The sequence below is a fragment of the Halomicrobium urmianum genome (assembly GCF_020217425.1).
Classification (GTDB): Archaea; Halobacteriota; Halobacteria; order Halobacteriales; family Haloarculaceae; genus Halomicrobium; species Halomicrobium urmianum.
The window spans coordinates 1,697,432-1,714,469 of sequence record NZ_CP084090.1; the positions used below are offsets into that span (position 1 = coordinate 1,697,432).

At 70.2% G+C, this 17,038-nt stretch carries 16 protein-coding genes; 10 read left to right on the plus strand and 6 right to left on the minus strand.

Annotation, left to right across the window (positions count from 1 at the left end; translation table 11 throughout):
- The first annotated feature begins 3 nt into the window (after positions 1-3).
- Together LCY71_RS08230 and LCY71_RS08235 are read left to right on the plus strand one after the other, a co-directional pair.
- Positions 4-687 (plus strand): DNA methyltransferase, encoded by a 684-nt coding sequence (locus LCY71_RS08230; RefSeq protein ID WP_225332679.1) that lies wholly within the window; start codon positions 4-6, stop codon positions 685-687.
- A 119-nt stretch (positions 688-806) separates the two neighbouring features.
- Positions 807-1,340 carry an SHOCT domain-containing protein gene (locus LCY71_RS08235; RefSeq protein WP_225332680.1) on the plus strand — a complete coding sequence of 178 codons (534 nt, stop codon included), beginning with the start codon at positions 807-809 and terminating at the stop codon, positions 1,338-1,340.
- A gap of 223 nt (positions 1,341-1,563) precedes the next feature.
- Here the strand turns inward: LCY71_RS08235 and LCY71_RS08240 are convergent, their stop codons facing one another.
- From LCY71_RS08240 to LCY71_RS08265, 6 genes are all read right to left on the minus strand, one after another.
- A complete protein-coding gene (locus tag LCY71_RS08240; protein ID WP_225332681.1) occupies positions 1,564-2,370 on the minus strand; it encodes a hypothetical protein in 807 nt (268 codons plus the stop codon).
- 16 nt (positions 2,371-2,386) lie between these two features.
- Complete coding sequence (locus LCY71_RS08245) at positions 2,387-2,701, minus strand: nickel-binding protein (protein ID WP_225332682.1); 315 nt, start codon at positions 2,699-2,701, stop codon at positions 2,387-2,389.
- Positions 2,702-2,836: 135 nt separating this feature from the next.
- Positions 2,837-3,805, minus strand: a complete 969-nt coding sequence (locus LCY71_RS08250; RefSeq protein ID WP_225332683.1) for a winged helix-turn-helix domain-containing protein — start codon at positions 3,803-3,805, stop codon at positions 2,837-2,839.
- Positions 3,806-3,974: 169 nt separating this feature from the next.
- Positions 3,975-7,562, minus strand: coding sequence for a DNA polymerase II large subunit (locus tag LCY71_RS08255; RefSeq protein ID WP_225332684.1), 3,588 nt, complete (start codon positions 7,560-7,562; stop codon positions 3,975-3,977).
- Positions 7,563-7,985 carry a PPC domain-containing DNA-binding protein gene (locus LCY71_RS08260; RefSeq protein WP_225332685.1) on the minus strand — a complete coding sequence of 141 codons (423 nt, stop codon included), beginning with the start codon at positions 7,983-7,985 and terminating at the stop codon, positions 7,563-7,565. It lies immediately after the preceding gene.
- Positions 7,986-8,127: 142 nt separating this feature from the next.
- A complete protein-coding gene (locus tag LCY71_RS08265) occupies positions 8,128-8,628 on the minus strand; it encodes a 2'-5' RNA ligase family protein (protein ID WP_225332686.1) in 501 nt (166 codons plus the stop codon).
- 94 nt (positions 8,629-8,722) lie between these two features.
- Between LCY71_RS08265 and LCY71_RS08270 the strand changes: the two genes are divergently transcribed.
- The 8 genes from LCY71_RS08270 to argC all read left to right on the plus strand — a co-directional run bounded on the left by LCY71_RS08270 (position 8,723) and on the right by argC (position 17,038).
- Positions 8,723-9,832, plus strand: a complete 1,110-nt coding sequence (locus LCY71_RS08270; RefSeq protein ID WP_225332687.1) for a helix-turn-helix transcriptional regulator — start codon at positions 8,723-8,725, stop codon at positions 9,830-9,832.
- A 158-nt stretch (positions 9,833-9,990) separates the two neighbouring features.
- The gene (locus tag LCY71_RS08275; RefSeq protein ID WP_225332688.1) at positions 9,991-10,827 is read left to right on the plus strand and encodes a hypothetical protein; all 837 of its coding nucleotides are present in this window, start codon (positions 9,991-9,993) and stop codon (positions 10,825-10,827) included.
- A gap of 6 nt (positions 10,828-10,833) precedes the next feature.
- Positions 10,834-11,559, plus strand: coding sequence for a DUF7345 domain-containing protein (locus tag LCY71_RS08280; RefSeq protein WP_225332689.1), 726 nt, complete (start codon positions 10,834-10,836; stop codon positions 11,557-11,559).
- A gap of 337 nt (positions 11,560-11,896) precedes the next feature.
- Positions 11,897-13,207 (plus strand): argininosuccinate synthase, encoded by a 1,311-nt coding sequence (locus LCY71_RS08285; RefSeq protein ID WP_225332690.1) that lies wholly within the window; start codon positions 11,897-11,899, stop codon positions 13,205-13,207.
- A 4-nt stretch (positions 13,208-13,211) separates the two neighbouring features.
- Positions 13,212-14,714, plus strand: coding sequence for an argininosuccinate lyase (gene argH, locus LCY71_RS08290; protein WP_225332691.1), 1,503 nt, complete (start codon positions 13,212-13,214; stop codon positions 14,712-14,714).
- Positions 14,715-14,888: 174 nt separating this feature from the next.
- Positions 14,889-15,053, plus strand: coding sequence for a lysine biosynthesis protein LysW (gene lysW, locus LCY71_RS08295; protein WP_225332692.1), 165 nt, complete (start codon positions 14,889-14,891; stop codon positions 15,051-15,053).
- A gap of 54 nt (positions 15,054-15,107) precedes the next feature.
- The gene (gene lysX, locus LCY71_RS08300) at positions 15,108-16,004 is read left to right on the plus strand and encodes a lysine biosynthesis protein LysX (protein WP_225332693.1); all 897 of its coding nucleotides are present in this window, start codon (positions 15,108-15,110) and stop codon (positions 16,002-16,004) included.
- Positions 16,001-17,038 carry an N-acetyl-gamma-glutamyl-phosphate reductase gene (argC, locus tag LCY71_RS08305; RefSeq protein WP_225332694.1) on the plus strand — a complete coding sequence of 346 codons (1,038 nt, stop codon included), beginning with the start codon at positions 16,001-16,003 and terminating at the stop codon, positions 17,036-17,038. The genes lysX and argC overlap by 4 nt, the downstream gene beginning before the upstream one ends.

Consider the following 17,038-nt stretch of genomic DNA (forward strand, 5'->3'; position numbering starts at 1 on the left):
GCCATGCGGACTGCCATCACGCTCGACTACGAGCGGCCGGGTGCGCTGCCGGCGCCCTTCACCGACGACGACGTGCGCACGCCGCCCGCCCTCGTCGAGCGGTTCCTCGGCGAGTACAGCGACCCCGGCGACGTCGTCCTCGACCCCTTCGCCGGGTTCGGCACGACGCTCCGCGTGGCGACGGAGATGGACCGCCGCGCCTACGGCGTTGAGTTCGAGGAGCGGCGCGTCGAGTACGTCCGCGAGCAGGGCGGCCACGGCACCGTGATTCACGGCGACGCCCGCGACCTGGCGGCCCTGGACCTGCCCGCCGTCGACTGCGCGTACACCTCCCCGCCGTTCATGGTCGAGGGGATGCCCGCCGATCCCCTGCAGAACTACGACGGCGACACCGGCTACGCCAGTTACCTCGACGACGTCCGGGACGTCTTCGCGCAGGTCGGGGAGTTGCTCCGGTCGGCCGGGACCGTTCTGGTGGAGGTGTCCAATATGAAGTACGACGGTCAAGTGACGACGCTCGCCTGGGACCTCGCCGACGCGATCCGCGGGGAGCTCCGGTTCGAGGGCGAGGTCGTCGTCTCGTGGGAGCCCGGCGACGGGATGAACGAGTACGCCGAGGCGCAGGAGGGCGTGTTCGGCTACGGGTACGACCACAGCTACGTGCTGGTGTTCAGCGCCGAGGACTGAGGCCGTCGCCTGAAGGATCCGGCGCGGATCGGCTGCAGACGGTCGCTCGCCGGCCGGAACCGCTCCGCTTCCCGAGGCGGGACGTATACAACGTCGCTCCCCATAGGACCGATCAGACAATGGGTGTCCTCCGGAGCAAGTGGTTCTGGGCGTCTGCGCTGGGCCTGCTGGTCTCGGGCGGACTGCTACTCGTCGCCGTCGGCTCCCTCGCGCTGGTCGTGCTCACCGGCCTGGCGGGCGGGGCGTCGCCCGTCGCGCTGCTGGTCGAGGCCGCCGTCCCCGCGCTCGCGGCCGCCGTGATCCTGGTCCCGCTGCTGGCGCTGTCGGTCGTCGGCCTGCTGTGGTCGCTGGCCAGGAACGCGTCGCTGCCCCGCAGCGACCTCGTGGCGAACGCCGCCGAGCGCCTGGAGCGGGAGTACCCGCCGCTGCGGACCGTCGGGCTGTCGGACCTGCTCGCCCCGCCGGAACCGTCGCCGGCGGAGCGCGAGGAGCGGGCCCTCGACGACCTGAAGCGCCGGTACGTGAACGGCGACCTCACCGAGGCGGAGTTCGAGCGGAAGGTCGACCGCCTCGTCGAGAACGAGACGGTCGACGAGGCCCGCGCCGCCCGCGAGCGACGGGAGGTACTCGACGAGGGGGCCGGGCGGTACTGAGCGCGTACAGGTGAACGCCGTTAGTCTCGACCGTCTCGTATTCGACCGACCCCAGAGCGTCGCAGACGTGCGGCCCGCCTCCGATGGTGACACGGCGGAGCCCCGACAGTGGCGAGGCTCGCACATCGTAGCTTCACAGGCGCTTATCGGCGCCTCTTCGCGGCCGGCGGCCGCCGGGAGGAGGGCATTGAGGGCTGGCCGGGACCTGCGTGGACGTCTGCGGTCAGTCCTCTGGCGAACCGGGCAGGTCCGGGTTCGTCGGCGCGAACACGCCAGCCGGGTTCTCGGTGTGGGCCCAGGCGTGCAGCGTCCAGAGGTCCGGGTGGACGGACGACTCGACGACGACCCGCTGGTCCATCTCTGCACCGTCCTCGAAGTCCGCCATCAGTGCCGTTCCGGGCTCGAACATCGGCGATCCTGGTTCGCCGCCGGGCGCCACCTCGATCCAGTTGGTCGTGCGGAAGAGGGTCGACGTCGACGCGTCGACGGCGCTGTCCGGGACGTCCTCCGCTCCCGCCGCCGGCACGGCGAAGGCGTGCTCGGCCGCGTGGTGGACGTGCCACGCGCCACCGTCGCCGTCGAAGATGCTCGGGGGCGACTCCTCGTCGAATCCCCGGGCCCCGACCGGGATGGCGTACTCCACGGCACCGAGGACGAGGTCGCCGTCGCAGGCGGCGCCGGTGTCCCCGTACGTGAGCAACTGGGGCTGCTCCGGGTCGAACCCGTTCTCGACCGCCGACTGGACGTGTCCCTGGTTGAGGAAGTGCCAGCCCATCCCCGGCACGAACGGGCCGAGCGGGATGTAGCCGTCGTCCATCGCCGCCTGCGGGTCGGCGTACTGCTCGGTGGCCGCCGTGACAGCGGATAGTTGGTCGTCGTTCGAGTGATCGCCGCCCGAGTGGTCGCCGTCCGAGTCCCCGTCTTCGCCCTCGTGTGCGGCGACCGGGCCGACCACGAGCGAGTGCGCCGCGGTGCCTACTGCCGCCGCGATCAGGCGCCGTCGCGTGATTCTGGGTGGTGAGTCGGTCATGGTTGTCGGATGGTAGTCACTCGACGGCCTCCCGGTCGAGCTGGTCGTCCAGTCGGGTGAGCTTCGTCACCGGGAGCCCAGCGCGCTCCGAGTGCTCCTCGATGGCGTCCTGGCTCGGGGCCCGGTAGTGACAGTACGCGCAGTCGACGTCACCGTCGGGATCCTCGAGCACGTCGGTGCGCACCCACTCCACGTCGACGTCCTCCTCCTCCGCCAGTTCCGCGATGGCCTCCTGCGAGGCCTCGAGCGCCGCCTGCTTCTCCTGCTCGTCGGTGATGTCCTCGTCCATCTCCCGCCAGACGCTGAAGTCGATCAGGTCTCGATCTGACATGGCCGGCTAATCGTTGCGTGGGAGAGCACTTTGGTGTTAGGAGAATTACACTTCACTAGAGAAAACTAGTGAAGTCTCGTTCACCCCCTCCCCGGAACGGTGCCAGCGGCTCGTTCCACCGGCGAGGCACTGCGATCAGTACGCGACCTCCACCGGCGTCGCCGCCTCGTCGAAGGTCACCGACACCGTCTCCGTCCCGCCCCGGACCGTGACGATCACGCGCAGCGGGTCCCTGTCGACGGTCGTCTCGATCCGGGAGCCGACGACCTCGACCATGTCCTCGATCGACGGCGGCAGTACGTCGACCGACCCTTCGGCGAGGTGACCGACCACGGTCGGGACGCCCATCACGCAGAACTCGATCGGCAGGTGCTTGCCGAACCGGCACGTCTCGCACTGCAGTTCGGCCCACACCGGGAACGGCGCTCCGCACGCGTCGCAGACGCCCCCGTCGCCGGTGTCGTGGTCCTCGCAGATCGACACCGAGCCGGCAACGTCGCCGGCGCACTCGCGACAGACCCCCTGCAACAGGTACGTCAGGTCCATGATGCACCGGTACAGGCTGACCGTGAGGGCTTCCCGCGGGTCCCGGCCGGCTATCCCGGCGGCCGGGAACGCCGTGTTCATGATCGCTCCCTCCGGGGCCGCGTCGCCGAACAGCCCCTCGCACTCGGTACACCGGTACCTGAGCCACTGGTCCTCGTAGGCGGCCGCGACGGGGGCGCCACAGATCGGACACGCCAGGTCGAGGTCCGTCGTGAACTCCGACGCCGGCCCGCCCGAGATGGCGACGACCGTCCGCGCGATCTTCTTGCCCGCCCCGCTCAGGCGGTAGCCGTCCTCGGTCTGACGGACGAAGTGGGGACGCAGCTTCGTGAGGTGGTAGTTGAACCGGCCGTTGTCCTTGAGGTCGACGGCGCGGCGGAGGTCAGAGAACGTCATCGTCCCCTCCGAGTCGTCGACGTCGTCGTACTCCCGCGCCGCCCCGGCCTCCCACAGCACCCGGACGATGGCCAGTCGCGTCTCGTCCCCCAGGACGGAGAACGCCTCCTCCGGGGAGAGCCCGTCGAGGTCGACCGACGGCGTGAGTCGAGTCTGATCCATGCTATCTCCTCCCACAGTCCGGTCGATAAATCCCCCCGATAACAAGGCCAGTCGCCTGCCAACAGGCGAGTATCGAGATGCAAGTCCCGCTTTCCGAACGACTACGCGACAGTGGCCCAGACGGTCAGCGCGCCGCCCCGACGGGGCGAGTACCGCCCGCCGCGGATGCTCACATGAAGTCCGCGATCCCGCTCTGCTTGTTGGTGTCGTCCTCGAAGATCCGCTCGATGGACCGCTCGAGGATCTCCAGGCGCTGTTTGGTGTACTCCCGGCAGCCGAACTCCTCGGCGACGTGGGTGGCGGTGTCGATGTACTTCGAGACCGACCCCTCGTGGACCGTGAGGTTGACCCGGCCGCCGCATTCCCGGCAGTCGCCCGAGAGGGGCATCCGGCGGTACTTCTCGCCGCAGTCCAGACAGCGCACCTCCTGTCGGGAGAACGCCCGGAGGTTCCCGATCAGGTCCGGCAGGAAGTGGTACTCGATGATACGCTCGGCGACGTCCGTCTCGTCGACGGCCCGGAGCTTCCGCGAGAGGGCCAGCTGGGCGTCCATCTTGTCCTCCATCGACCCCAGCGTCTTGTACGCGGAGAGGTCCGGCCCCAGCGCGATGTCGGTGGTGTCGTGGCTGTGGTCGAAGCCCGTGTACTCGCGGTCGGTCCCCAGGTTCTCCTCGGCGATGGTCATGATCTCCTCAACCTCGCCGGGGTCGGCCATCTCCCGGGTGGCCTCGTAGAACTCCAGCGGGTACTCGCGCATGACGTCCACGTTGTGCGCCTCGTCGTCAATCTCCGAGGGATCGATCCGCGAGGACATCACGAGCGGCGCGTCCATCCGGCCGCCGCGCTGGTCGGGCAGGTACTTCCGAGAGAAGTTCAGCAGGCCGTCGAGCAAAAGCATCACGCAGTCCTCATCACCATCGCAGTTACGCCGCTTAGCGGCGTGGAAATAGGGGTGAGCGTACCCAACTGCAGCTGTCGTAAATCCTATAACTCGACCCACCGTCGCCGCGCTGGTGTGGGGCGCCATCCCGAAGACCAGTTCGCCGACGAGGTCCTCGCGGTCGTCGAAGTCGTAGAAGGAGTCCAGCCCGTAGTACTGCTCGAGCAGGTCGTCGACGAAGTCGGCCGTCTTGAGCATGTGCTCGGCGGCGCCGTCGGAGAGCACGACGTCCTGCACCTTCAGCTCGACCAGCTGGTCCTCGTGGCGCAGCGGGTCGCCGTGTATGTCCTCCTCGTAGCCCAGCGCCCGGAGCTGGTCGACGGTGACGTCCAGTTCCGACGCTCGCACGGAGGTGACGGGCAGGTCCGTCATGTCGTAGCGGACGGTGCCGTCCTTGAACGCGGAGACGTCGTGCTTGGCCCGGAGGATCCCCTTCTCCATCGGCTCGGGGATCTTCTCCTCCGAGGAGAGCCCCTGGACGCCTTTCAGCACGTCGAAGGCGGTCTCGCGCTCGCCGACGGACTCCAGCGCGTCGCGGAACTCCTCGCCGACGTCCATCCGCTCGTACTGGGTCGGGTAGGCCAGCGTCTCGCAGTGGGCGCACTCGGCGCGACCGGACTCGTCGGGCTCGACTTCGCTCTCACAGTCCGGGCAGACGTAGACGGCCTCGGCGACGCCGTTGCAGTCGGGACAGCGGCCGCGCCACGTCTCGGTGCCGCAGTCGCGACAGCGCCGGCGGGCCACCTCCAGTTCGACGACGCCCTGCGCGTCGTTCATCTCCTCGGCGTGGGAAGCGGCGTCGGAGACGTCGCGCTGGCTGCCGCCGGCCTCGCCGATGGGAAAGAGGGTGTGGACCGCCGGCGACAGTTCGCGCTCCTCCGATTTCTCCGGACGACCCATCCGGTTGCCGATGCGGGTCGGCGCCCGCTCGCGGACGGCGAACGGGGCCACCTCGTTGACCGCCTCGACGGCGTTCTCGCCGTCGTCGTACGTGCGGGCGCGCTCCGAGAGGTCCTCGGGGGTCCACTCGCGCACCAGGTTCGAATCGAAGCCCAGCGAGCGGACCAGCGGCTCCCAGTCCGGGACGACGAGGGTGTCCTCGCGCTGGGTGTGCTCGACCAGCAGTCTCTCCAGGGCCTCGCGGACCGTGTCGGTGCGGTCGAGGACGAGATCGCCGGCCTCGCTCGTCGACGGCTCCACTGCAACGGCGCCGTCCGTCTGCGCGACCTGCGCCCCCTCGACGGCGTCGGCCAGCGCCGTCATCTCGTCGACGCTCACGTCGTGCCAGCAGTAGGTGTACGTCGGGTGCAGCGGCGCGTCGTACGCCTCGGCCCACTCGAGGGCCTGCTCGGCGTCCGGGTCCGCCAGATCCGTGTGGACGTCGTCCTGCATCGCCCGGACGTCCGCCCCGGTCTCGGCGAACTCCTGGCGCCACCACTCGACGGTGTAGGAGGCCGGCGCCAGCGGGTGGTTGTTCTCGACGAACTCGCCGTAGTTGACGAGGTACTCGCCGAGGTCGATGATCTTCTCGACGCCGTTCCTGACTTCGAGGGCCTCCTCGGGGTCGTCGATGTGCCGGACGTCGCCGTTGGCCAGGCGGACCGTCGGCCCCTCGATGGAGTCGACGGGGACGACGCCGGCGGCCTTGCCGGGCCGCTCGGTCTTGATCTGGGTCCCCGTCGCGAGGAAGTCGTCGACGAGGTGCATCGTGGCGGGGTGGACGCCCGCGGTCGCGAAGCCGTGGTTGCGGGCGCGGCCGTAGCGCAGGCGGAAGCCGCCGGCCTCGGAGGGGTGGCCGAACACCGGCCGCCCGGCGATCAGGTCCCGCAGGTACTTCTTGGCGGGATCGAGGCGGGGCGGACCGGACGGGTCCTGGGTCTCCTCGCCCTCGTCGTCGGCCTCGTCCTCCCCGTCTTCAGCGTCCGCGTCCTCGTCGCCGTCGTCTTCGGCGGACTCGCCGTCGCCGTCTTCGTCCTTCCCGATGGTCCCGTCGATGAGGTCCTGGAGCCACGGCCAGTCGACCTCGTCGAGATTGCGGGTGTAGCGCTGGATCTTCGGGGCCTTCAGCGCGATGCCCTCGGCGAAGACCAGGCACATCCCGCCCCGGGCGGAGTTAGTGTCGACCCGCTCGAGGTCGCGGTAGCCGGAGACCTCCTCGTCGCCGGTGGCCTCCCCGTCGAGCATGATCGGCATGTGCTCGGCGATGAACTTCGACTCCTTCTCCTTCGGGGAGTACTGGAGGCCGGTCTCCTGATCGTAGAGGTCGACCTCCTCGGCGTAGCGGCCGACCTCGTCGTCGCGGGCCTGGAACTCGTCGATGCCCAGAAGCGCCCGGGCGTAGTCGGCCACGAGGACGGACAGCGCCTGCGCGGTGCCCCCCGCGGAGCGGATCGGCCCGGCGTAGTAGATGTTGATGAACTCCGAGCCGTCGTCGTTCTCGAGGATCTCGACGCGGTCGATCCCCTCGATGGGCGCCGCGACGACGCCCTCGGTCAGCAGGGCGACGGCGGTCCGGACCGCGCCCTCGACCTTGCCGGCCTTCGAATCGTAGTCGCCGACCTCGCCCTCGACGAAGTCGTCGACGAGTTCGAGGGCGGCCTCTTCCCTGCTCATCTCGCCCTCCAGCTCGCGGACGCGCTCGGCGACGCCGTCGATGCCGAGGATGTTCTCGACGCGGTCGGCCATGTCCCGCGCGGTGGGGATCTCGACCTCCGGCCTGGGGTCACCGCCGACCTGGCGGGCCCGCTCGGCGACGTCGAACGCGTCCTCGAGGTCGGCCTCCAGCCGCTCGAAGTAGCGCTCGTCCGCCTCTCGCATCTATAGTCCCCAGAGGTCCAGATCGGTGGTCTCGTCGTGTTCGCGCTCCAGCGTCTCGTCGAACGCCTGCACGTGCAGCTCGCCGGCGAACGTCGTCGCGGCGTTCAGGTGGCCCGCCAGCGCCTCGCCGTCGCGCCGGGAGAGCACGGCGTGCGTGTGCGCGAACGGCTCTCCCTCCAGCAGCGAAATGTTCCCGACGGCCGCGGCGACCTCCAGCGGCTCGTTGAACGTGACGCCCTCGTACTCCTGGGTGTCCTGGTCGTAGAAGTAGACCTCGGCGTCCTGGACGGCCCCCAGGCCGCGGAAGAAGGCGGCGTCGATCCCCTCGTCGGCGGCGAACTCCTCGATCTGCGCGCGCCAGTCGCGGCCGTGCTCCAGGCGACAGACGAACTCGCGAGTGGCCTCGACTTCCCGGTAATCCATGTTCGACACGCACGGCCGGTCCGCTCAAAAGGATTGCTACCACGGTCGGTGCGGGCCGGCGCTCGTACTGCCGGCTGTACGTTCGTGACGACACTCGCCGTCCCGGGCGGCGGATCCCTCTCGTTCGGTACAGCCGGCAGTATCACCCCAGCGCGACGCGGCCGGCCTCGTTGCCGTGCTCGGCGTCGAGGAAGGACAGTTCGTCGACGACCCACTCGATCGGCTCCACGTCGCGCTCGCAGAGGCGCTTCGCGGCGGCCATGTCGCCGTCGCGGGCGAGCGTGACGTGGGGCGTGTAGTCGTCGCCCTCGATCTTCGGAATCGGATCGAAGTACTCGCAGAGGTGCTCGTGCAGGTCGAACAGTCCGGGGCTCTCGACGGAGAGGTAGACCACCGGCGAGGAGCCGTTCGTGGCCTCCTCGAACATGTCGATCCCGTCGATGCGGACGGCGAAGGGGGGCCGGTCGGCCAGCACCTCGCGGGCGCGCGCCTCCATGACTGCCGGGGGATCCCCGTCGCCGAGGCGCTTGACGACGAGGGTGTGCTCGCCGCGGCGGCGGTCGTGAGCGCCGGGTAGCTCGCGCGCCAGGTCGGCGGCCAGCGCGGCGACCCGACCGGGAACGGGAACGTTCAGGCTGTACACGCGCGGGGATAGCGGGCTGGATGCCAAAAGCGCCCGGATCCGCGACGGCGCCGGCCCGAAAGCCCTATACGCCCCAATCGTAAGGCACGGGTGAATGCCGGACGTCGGACGAGCCGTCGCGGTTGTCGCCGCTCTCTGCCTGCTGACGGTACCGGCGGGGGCGGCCGGCCTGGGCGGACTGACACAGGAGAGCGTCGATCCGGACGCCGTCGTGATGGACGTCGCCCTCCAGGAGAACGGGGACGCCGAGTGGACGGTGACCTACCGCGTGCGCCTCGCGGACGACAACGAGACGGCCGCCTTCGAGGACCTGCGGGACGACGTCCGCGCCAACGAGTCGGCCTACGCCGACCGCTTCGCCGACCGGATGGGCGGGACGGTCGCCGCGGCGGAGAACGCCACCGGCCGCGAGATGGCCGTCGAGAACGTCTCCGTCGACGCGGAAGTCACGGCTCTGCCCCAGGAGTACGGCGTACTCACCTACCGCTTCCGGTGGACGAACTTCTCGCGGGTCGCGGGCGACGAGCTCCGCGCCGGGGACGCACTGGCCGGGCTGTTCCTCGACGGGGAGAGCCGGCTCCGGGTGAGCTGGCCCGAGGGCTACGAGCGGGCGAGCGCGACGCCGTCGCCCGACGCGACCGGGGAGCGGGAGGTCGCCTGGCAGGGCCCGCGGGACTTCGACGCCGACGAGCCGCGACTGGTCGTCGCCAGCGGCGGCGCGGGGACGCCGACCGAGGCGGGCCCGGGCGAGAGCGACGCCGGCGGGGCCTGGATCGTCGCCCTCTCGGCGCTCCTCGGACTGGCCGGCGTCGCGGTCGTCCTCTGGGCGAACCGGCGGTACGGGTGGACCGACTGGACGCTCGCCGGGGCCGACGGCGACCGGAGGGACGACGACACGGCGGGCGGCGCCGCGGACGGCGACGCCGGTGTGGGAGCGGACGCCCCGCCCGTCTCGCCCGAGGGCGACGGCCCGCCGCCGGAGCTACTGAGCAACGAGGAGCGGGTCCTGACGCTGCTGGAGCGAAACGGCGGGCGGATGAAGCAACAGCAGGTCGCCGAGGACCTCGACTGGACCGCGGCCAAGACCAGTCAGGTGATCGGCGGTCTCCGGGACGACGACGAAGTGGAGACGTTCCGCATCGGTCGGGAGAACGTCGTGACGCTACCCGACGTCGACGTCGCCGGCGGCTCCGACGACTCGTGATATAGCTTTCGACGGTTCAGTCGTCGCCTTCGGTTCTGACATCCGGGAGGCCGCTGCAGTCGGGCGGTTTTAATCCGGTTTAATCGGGCTTGACCGTCCGTAATTCGGAGCCAGTACTGGGGGTTTATATGGGGATCACGGTGCAAGGGAGAGGTACGATGCGACGCACTCCAGCTATCGTGGCGGTCCTGCTGGTCGTGAGCGCCCTCGCGGCGCTCCCGATGGCCGGCGTGGCCCAGAGCACCGATACGTCGACCGAAACCGCGACCCCGACGCCGACCGAGACGCCCGACGAGAACGCGAGTAACGCGTCCGTCGCGCCCGGCGCGCAGCTCGCCGGCGTGGTGGGCGTTCAGGGGGCCGAGATCGAGGGCGACGTCCAGTCGCGCTCGTTCGGCATCCGCGTGACGCAGGCGGCGAGCAACGAGTCGCGCGCCGCCGTGGTCGCCGAGCAGCTCGGCGACGTCGAGCAGCGCCTGAGCGAACTCGAAGCGGAGCGCGAGGAGCTCCGCGAGGCGCGCGAGAACGGCTCGCTCAGCGAGGGCGAGTACCGGGCCCGCGCGGCGCGGCTCCACGCGGAGAGCCGGACGGTCCAGCGGCTCGCCAACCAGAGCGCGGACGCCGCGGCCGGCATCCCCACCGATACTCTCACGCAGAACGGCATCAACGCCACCGCGATCCAGACGCTCCGCGAGCGCGCGGGGAACCTGAGCGGGCAGGAGACCGCGGCCATCGCGCGGTCGATCGCCGGCGATCGAGTCGGCCAGCCCGCCGGTGACCGCAGTTCGGCCGGCAACGAGACGCGCGGTCAGGGCGCCGACGCCGGCGAGACCGAGCGGCCGGCCGGCAACGAGTCCGCCCCGAGCGACGGTCGGGGCGACGGGCGCGATAGCGCCGGCCAGTCCGGCGACGGTGCGGCGGCGACGACCACCGCGACCGACGGGAGCGACGGTGACACCGACGCCGACCAGTCCGGCAGCCAGGGCGGTGCCTGACGCCGCATGCCCAGGACAGGACGCACCCTGCTGATCGGCGCGGTCGCGCTCCTGGCCGTCGCTGCGGCCGTTCCCGCCCCCGCGACCGCACAGGACTCCGAACCGGCGTTCGTCGTCGACCTCGCGGAGAGCGGCGACGCCGTCGTGTCGGTCACGTACACGTTCGACCTGGACGGCGACGCCGAGCGACAGGCGTTCCGCGAGCTGCGGGACAACGAGAGCGCTCGCGAGGCGTTCGCGACGCGGTTCGGCGACCGACTGCGGAGCGTCGCCGCGAACGCCGCGGACGCGAGCGGCCGCGAGATGGCCATCGAGGACGTGACGATCGACGTCCAGACGGACGACCGGACCGGCGTCGTGACGCTGTCGGCCGACTGGCGCGGGCTGGCCGCGACGATCGACGAGGGGCTCGTCGTCACCGAACCCTTCGCCAGCGGTTTCACCCCGGACCGGCAGTTCGTGGTCGTACTGCCGGACGGCTACGAGGCCGGCGAGGTCACGCCCGAGCCCGACGGCACCGGCGACGGCCGGCTGACGTGGTCGGCCGGCGCGGACCTCGACGGGTTCGAGCTGGTCGCCGGCGAGAGCGGCGGAAGCGGCGCTGCATCCGCGACCACCGAGGCTGCGGCCGACGGCGACCAGTCGACCGCGGCCGACGGGCCCGGATTCGACGTCGCGGGGGGACTGGCGGCCATCGTCGCCGCCGCGCTGCTGGCGCGCCGGCAGGCGTAGCCGACGGACGACCTCACCACTTCTCCGTCTGCTCCGGCGACGAGCCGCCGGTGAATCGTGTGCTAACCTGTTCCATCCCCGTGCCAATCTCGGAAACTATTAATACGGGACTGTAGATAGGTTCTTCCACATGAGCCGGACCCGGACCGCTGGCGCGTTCGACGCGGACAGCGACGGGTCCGTCCGACCGCTTTTCGGCGACCTCCGACGACGACGACCGGGCCGTCCCTAGGCCCACCTACACACAAACTCCTCTCCACGGTCCGTCTCGATTTCAGGTCGCCGCTCGCCGTCTGTCGGGCGGTCACTACCCCACAGACACCAGTCAACACCACACATGCCAGACGGAAACGGAACGGTCGCGCTCGCCTTCTCCGGCGGGCTCGACACGACGGTCTGCGTACCGCTGCTGAAAGAAGAGTACGGCTACGACGAGGTCATCGGCGTCACGGTCGACGTCGGTCAGCCCGACTACGAGTTCGACGAGGCCGAGGAGACCGCCGAGGCGCTGGGGCTCGACCACTACGTCGTCGACGCCCAGGCGGAGTTCGCGGACCTCTGTCTCCAGGCCGTCAAGGCCAACGCCGACTACCAGGGCTACCCCCTGGGCACCGCGCTCGCGCGCCCGGTCATCGCCGAAGCGATCCTCGAGGTCGCCGTCGAACAGGGCTGTGACGCCGTCGCCCACGGCTGTACGGGCAAGGGCAACGACCAGCTGCGCTTCGAGGCCGTCTGGCGCGACTCCGACCTCGAAGTGATCGCGCCGGTCCGCGAACTCGGGCTCACCCGCGAGTGGGAGAACGAGTACGCCGAAGAGAAGGGCCTGCCCGTCGAGGGCGGCGACGGCGGCCGCTACTCCATCGACACGAACCTCTGGAGCCGCTCCATCGAGGGCTCCGAACTCGAGGACCCCTCGACGATCCCCGAGGACGACATCTACCTCTGGACGGAGAACCCCTCCGGCAAGGAGGCCGAACTCGTCGAGATCGAGTTCGAGCAGGGCGAGGCCGTCGCCGTCGACGGCGAGGACCTGGGCTCGGTCGAACTCATCGAGCAACTCAACGAGCGCGCGGGCGCCCACGGCGTCGGCCGCACGGACATGATGGAGGACCGCATGCTCGGACTGAAGGTCCGCGAGAACTACGAGCACCCCGCCGCGACGGTGCTTTTGACGGCCCACGAGGCGCTCGAGGGTCTGGTCCTCACGGCCGAGGAGCGCGAGTTCAAGCAGCAGGTCGACCAGCAGTGGTCCCAGAAGGGCTATCAGGGCCTCGTCGATGCACCCCTCACTGGCGCGCTGGAGGCCTTCATCGACGAGACTAACGAGCGCGTGACCGGCACGGTCACGGTCAAGATGGAGGGCGGCCACTGCCGCGCCGTCTCCCGCGAGTCCGACTACGCCGTCTACAGCGAGTCGGCCGCCTCCTTCAACGAGGAGGACGTCACCGGCGGCATCACCCAGGAGGACGCCACGGGCGTCGCCAAGTACCACGGCTTCCAGTCGCGCCTGGCCAACCGCGTGCTCGAGGAGGCGAAGAGGGAGGAAGTCGCCACTGACGGCAGCGGCGAGGCCGCAGCGACCGACGGGAGCGAGGCCTCGGAAAGCGCGAGCGGCATCTCCGCCGCGGACGCCGACCGGGAGGAGTGATCCGATGAGCGAGGACGAACTCGGCGCGGGAGCGGGCGAGAGCACGGACGGCAGCGACGGCACCGCCGTCCGCCGCGACCGCTTCAGCGGCGGTCCCGCCCGCGGGTTCATGTCCTCGCTCGCCGACGACGAGCGCATCTTCGCCGCCGACCTCGCGGTCGACCGCGCCCACGTCGTGATGCTGGCCGAGCAGGAGATCATCGACGACGACACCGCCGGCGAGATCCTGGCGGCGCTGGACGAGGTCGAGGACGCCGGTCACGGCGCGCTGTCCGACGGCGAGGACGTCCACGAGGCCATCGAGACGGCCGTCATCGAGCGCGTCGGGCCGGACGGCGGCCGGATGCACACGGCCCGCTCGCGCAACGACGAGGTGGCGGCCTGCATCCGCTATCGCCTGCGCGAGGACCTGCTGGAGCTGATCGAGACGGTGATCGAGGCGCGCGAGCAACTGCTGGAGGTGGCCGCCGAGCACACCGAGACGGTGATGCCGGGCTACACGCACCTCCAGCCGGCCCAGCCGACGACGGTGGCCCACTGGATCGCCTCCTACGAGCAGGCGCTTCAGCGCGATACGGCGCGGCTGCTTTCCGCCTACGAGCGGGTCGACCGCAACCCCCTCGGCGCGGCGGCGTTCGCCGGGACGCCGTTCGACGTGGACCGCGAGCGGACGGCCGAACTGCTCGGGTTCGGGGGAATCGTGGAAAATTCGATGGACGCAGCGGCCGCCCGCGACGCGCTGGTCGAGACGACCGCCGCGGCGGCGACGCTAGCGACGACTCTCTCCGGACTGGCCGAGGACGTCGTGGTCTTCGCCAATCGCGGGTTCGTGGAGCTGTCGGACGACTACGCGTCGACGTCGTCGATCATGCCCCAGAAGAAGAACCCGGACACGATGGAGCTCGTCCGGGGCCGGACCGGCGACGCGACGGCGGGCCTCCAGGGCCTGCTCACGACGCTGAAGGGGCTGCCCCGGGCGTACAACCGCGACCTGCAGCGCGCGGGCCGCCACGCCTGGGACGCGATCGACAGCGTGACCGAGAGCGTCGCGGTGGCGACCGGCGCGGTGGCGACGGCCGACTGGCCCGTCGACGACCTCGAAGCGGCGGCGGGCGAGGGCTTCTCGACGGCGACCGGCGTCGCCGACCGCCTGGCGATGGCCGGCGTCCCGTTCCGGACGGCCCACGAGGTGGTCGCGGCGGCCGCCGGCGAGGCGTACGAGGGCGACGCGCCCGACGTCGGCGCGCTGGAAGCGACAGCCGAGGACGTGCTGGGCGAGCCCCTGACCGAGTACGTCGACCGCGAGACGCTGGCGGCGACGCTCGATCCCGCGGAGAGCGTCGCGACGCGCGACTCGCGCGGCGGGCCCGCTCCGGGGGCGGTCGAGGCGCAACTGGCGACGGCCGGCGAGGCGCTGGCCGCCGACCGCGACGCGCTGACAGAGCGCCGCGAGGCCGTCGAGTCGGCCGCCGAGCGACGGAGGACGGAGGTGGACGGCTATGTCTGAGCCGCGAGGACTGCGACCATCCCCGCGAGGGGAGAAGCTACCACAATTCTGATACAGAAAACGTCGCGGTGCTTGTTTCGGGCGTTTCGTGCCGTTAGCTGCTGGTATTCTATACAAACTCGTTCTGATAGGTCCGAAGGGTTTAAGTGCGTACGGGCGCGAGGACGAGGTACAATGGCAGAATGCGTCGAGTGCGGGGCCGAGGTGTCCCTGCACGACAACCTGGAAGTTGGAGAGATCGTCGACTGTGCGACCTGCGGCGCCGAGCTCGAGGTCGTCGACACCGACCCCGTCGAGCTCGACTCGGCCCCCGAGCTGGAAGAGGACTGGGGCGAGTAATGCGCTCCCACGGGCGGGACGCGCCTGCGCCCACACTCGGGATTCGGTGATACAATGAACGTAGGAATACTCTACTCGCGCATCCGCCGGGACGAGAAGCTGCTTCTCTCGGAGCTGCGCGAGCGCGACCACGAGGTCACCAAGATCGACGTCCGCAAGGAGCAGTTCAACATCGAGGACCCGCCGGAGGTCTTCGAGGACGTCGACGTCGTCGTCGACCGGTGTCTGGCGACGAGCCGATCGGTGTACGCGACCAAGTTCGTCGACGCCTACGGGATCCCGGTCGTCAACGGCCCGGAGACCGCGGAGATCTGCTCCGACAAGGTCAAGAACAGCCTGGCGCTGGTCGAGCACGGCGTCCCGACGCCGAACACGGAGGTGGCGTTCACCAAGGACGCCGCCATGGAGGCCATCGAGGAGTTCGGCTATCCATGTGTCCTCAAGCCGGTCGTCGGCTCCTGGGGCCGCCTGATGGCCAAGATCGACTCCCGCTCAGCGGCGGAGGCCATCCTCGAGCACAAGGAGACGCTGGGCCACTACGAGCACAAGGTCTTCTACGTCCAGGAGTTCGTCGACAAGCCTGGCCGGGACATCCGCGTCGTGGCGCTGGACGGCGAACCGGTCGCCGCGATGGTCCGCGAGTCGGACCACTGGCTCACCAACGCGGCGAAGGGCGCCGAGACGGACACCTTCGAGCTGGACGACCGCGCGCTCGAACTGGTCGAGAAGGCCAGCGACGCCGTCGGCGGCGGCCTGCTGGGCATCGACCTGATGGAAGTGGGCGTAGATGAGGATTCGGACGACCCCGAGCCCGACGACTACACCGTCCACGAGGTCAACCACACGGTGGAGTTCAAGGCGCTCAACGAGGTGACCGGCGTGGACGTGCCCGCCCGCGTCGTCGACTGGCTGGAGACGAAGGTCGACCAGGAGTCGGAGGTGACGGCATGACGTACTCGGCCAGCGTCGTCGGCGCCTCCGGATTCACCGGCGGCGAGCTGTTGCGCATCCTCGACGGCCATCCCGAGTTCCGCACGATACAGGCCACCAGCCGCTCGAAGGAGAACAAGACGATCGGTCACGTCCACCCGAACCTGCGGCACACGGACCTGCGCTTCTCGGACCCGCAGGACCTGGAGAGCGTGGACGTGCTGTTCGCGGCGACGCCCCACGGCGTCACCATGGAGCGCATCGACGCGTTCCGGGAGGTCGCCGACACGGTCGTCGACCTCTCTGCGGACTTCCGCCTCGACAGCGAGGAGCAGTACGACGAGTGGTACGACGGGCACGTCCGCCCCGACCTCCTCGCGGAGTCGGAGTACGCGCTCCCCGAACTCAACCGGGAGAACCTGCCCGGCGCGGACCTGATCGCCTCCGGCGGCTGCAACGCCACGGCGACGATCATGGGTCTGCTGCCCCTCTTCGAGCACGATATCCTCTCCGGCGACGAGCAGGTCGTCGTCGACGTGAAGGTCGGCTCCTCCGAGGGCGGGGCCGGCGGCGGGGAGGCTTCCTCCCATCCCGAGCGCTCGGGCGTCGTCCGCCCGTACGCCCCGACGGGCCACCGCCACGAGGCCGAGATCCAGCAGTTCCTTGGTCTGGACGTCTCCTTCACTGTCCACGCGGTGGACATGATCCGCGGGGCGTCGGCGACGTGTCACGTCTTCCCCGACGGCCCCGTCTCCAAGGGCGACCTGTGGGGGGCCTACCGCGGGAGCTACGAGGACGAGCCGTTCGTCCGCATGGCCTCGGGCGGTGGCGGCGTCTACCGCTACCCCGAGCCCAAGGCCGTCGCGGGCACGAACTACGCCGAGGTCGGCTTCGAGGTCGACCCCGCGAACGAGCGCCTCGTGGTCTTCTCGGCCATCGACAACATGATGAAGGGCTCGGCCGGCCAGGCGGTCCACGCCGCCAACGTCGCGCTGGGCATCGAGGAGACCGCGGGGCTGGAGTCGACCGGGTACCACCCGGTCGGCGCGCCGTAA

Excerpts from the sequence above, each read along its gene's own strand:
- LCY71_RS08285 (WP_225332690.1), top strand. The coding sequence starts at position 11,897 with ATGCCAGACGGAAACGGAACGGTCGCGCTCGCCTTCTCCGGCGGGCTC.
- LCY71_RS08280 (WP_225332689.1), top strand. The coding sequence starts at position 10,834 with ATGCCCAGGACAGGACGCACCCTGCTGATCGGCGCGGTCGCGCTCCTG.
- lysW (WP_225332692.1), top strand. The coding sequence starts at position 14,889 with ATGGCAGAATGCGTCGAGTGCGGGGCCGAGGTGTCCCTGCACGACAAC.
- LCY71_RS08230 (WP_225332679.1), top strand. The coding sequence starts at position 4 with ATGCGGACTGCCATCACGCTCGACTACGAGCGGCCGGGTGCGCTGCCG.
- LCY71_RS08245 (WP_225332682.1), bottom strand. The coding sequence starts at position 2,701 with ATGTCAGATCGAGACCTGATCGACTTCAGCGTCTGGCGGGAGATGGAC.
- argC (WP_225332694.1), top strand. The coding sequence starts at position 16,001 with ATGACGTACTCGGCCAGCGTCGTCGGCGCCTCCGGATTCACCGGCGGC.
- LCY71_RS08235 (WP_225332680.1), top strand. The coding sequence starts at position 807 with ATGGGTGTCCTCCGGAGCAAGTGGTTCTGGGCGTCTGCGCTGGGCCTG.
- LCY71_RS08260 (WP_225332685.1), bottom strand. The coding sequence starts at position 7,985 with ATGGATTACCGGGAAGTCGAGGCCACTCGCGAGTTCGTCTGTCGCCTG.
- LCY71_RS08270 (WP_225332687.1), top strand. The coding sequence starts at position 8,723 with ATGCCGGACGTCGGACGAGCCGTCGCGGTTGTCGCCGCTCTCTGCCTG.
- LCY71_RS08250 (WP_225332683.1), bottom strand. The coding sequence starts at position 3,805 with ATGGATCAGACTCGACTCACGCCGTCGGTCGACCTCGACGGGCTCTCC.
- LCY71_RS08255 (WP_225332684.1), bottom strand. The coding sequence starts at position 7,562 with ATGCGAGAGGCGGACGAGCGCTACTTCGAGCGGCTGGAGGCCGACCTC.
- LCY71_RS08275 (WP_225332688.1), top strand. The coding sequence starts at position 9,991 with ATGCGACGCACTCCAGCTATCGTGGCGGTCCTGCTGGTCGTGAGCGCC.
- argH (WP_225332691.1), top strand. The coding sequence starts at position 13,212 with ATGAGCGAGGACGAACTCGGCGCGGGAGCGGGCGAGAGCACGGACGGC.
- LCY71_RS08240 (WP_225332681.1), bottom strand. The coding sequence starts at position 2,370 with ATGACCGACTCACCACCCAGAATCACGCGACGGCGCCTGATCGCGGCG.
- lysX (WP_225332693.1), top strand. The coding sequence starts at position 15,108 with ATGAACGTAGGAATACTCTACTCGCGCATCCGCCGGGACGAGAAGCTG.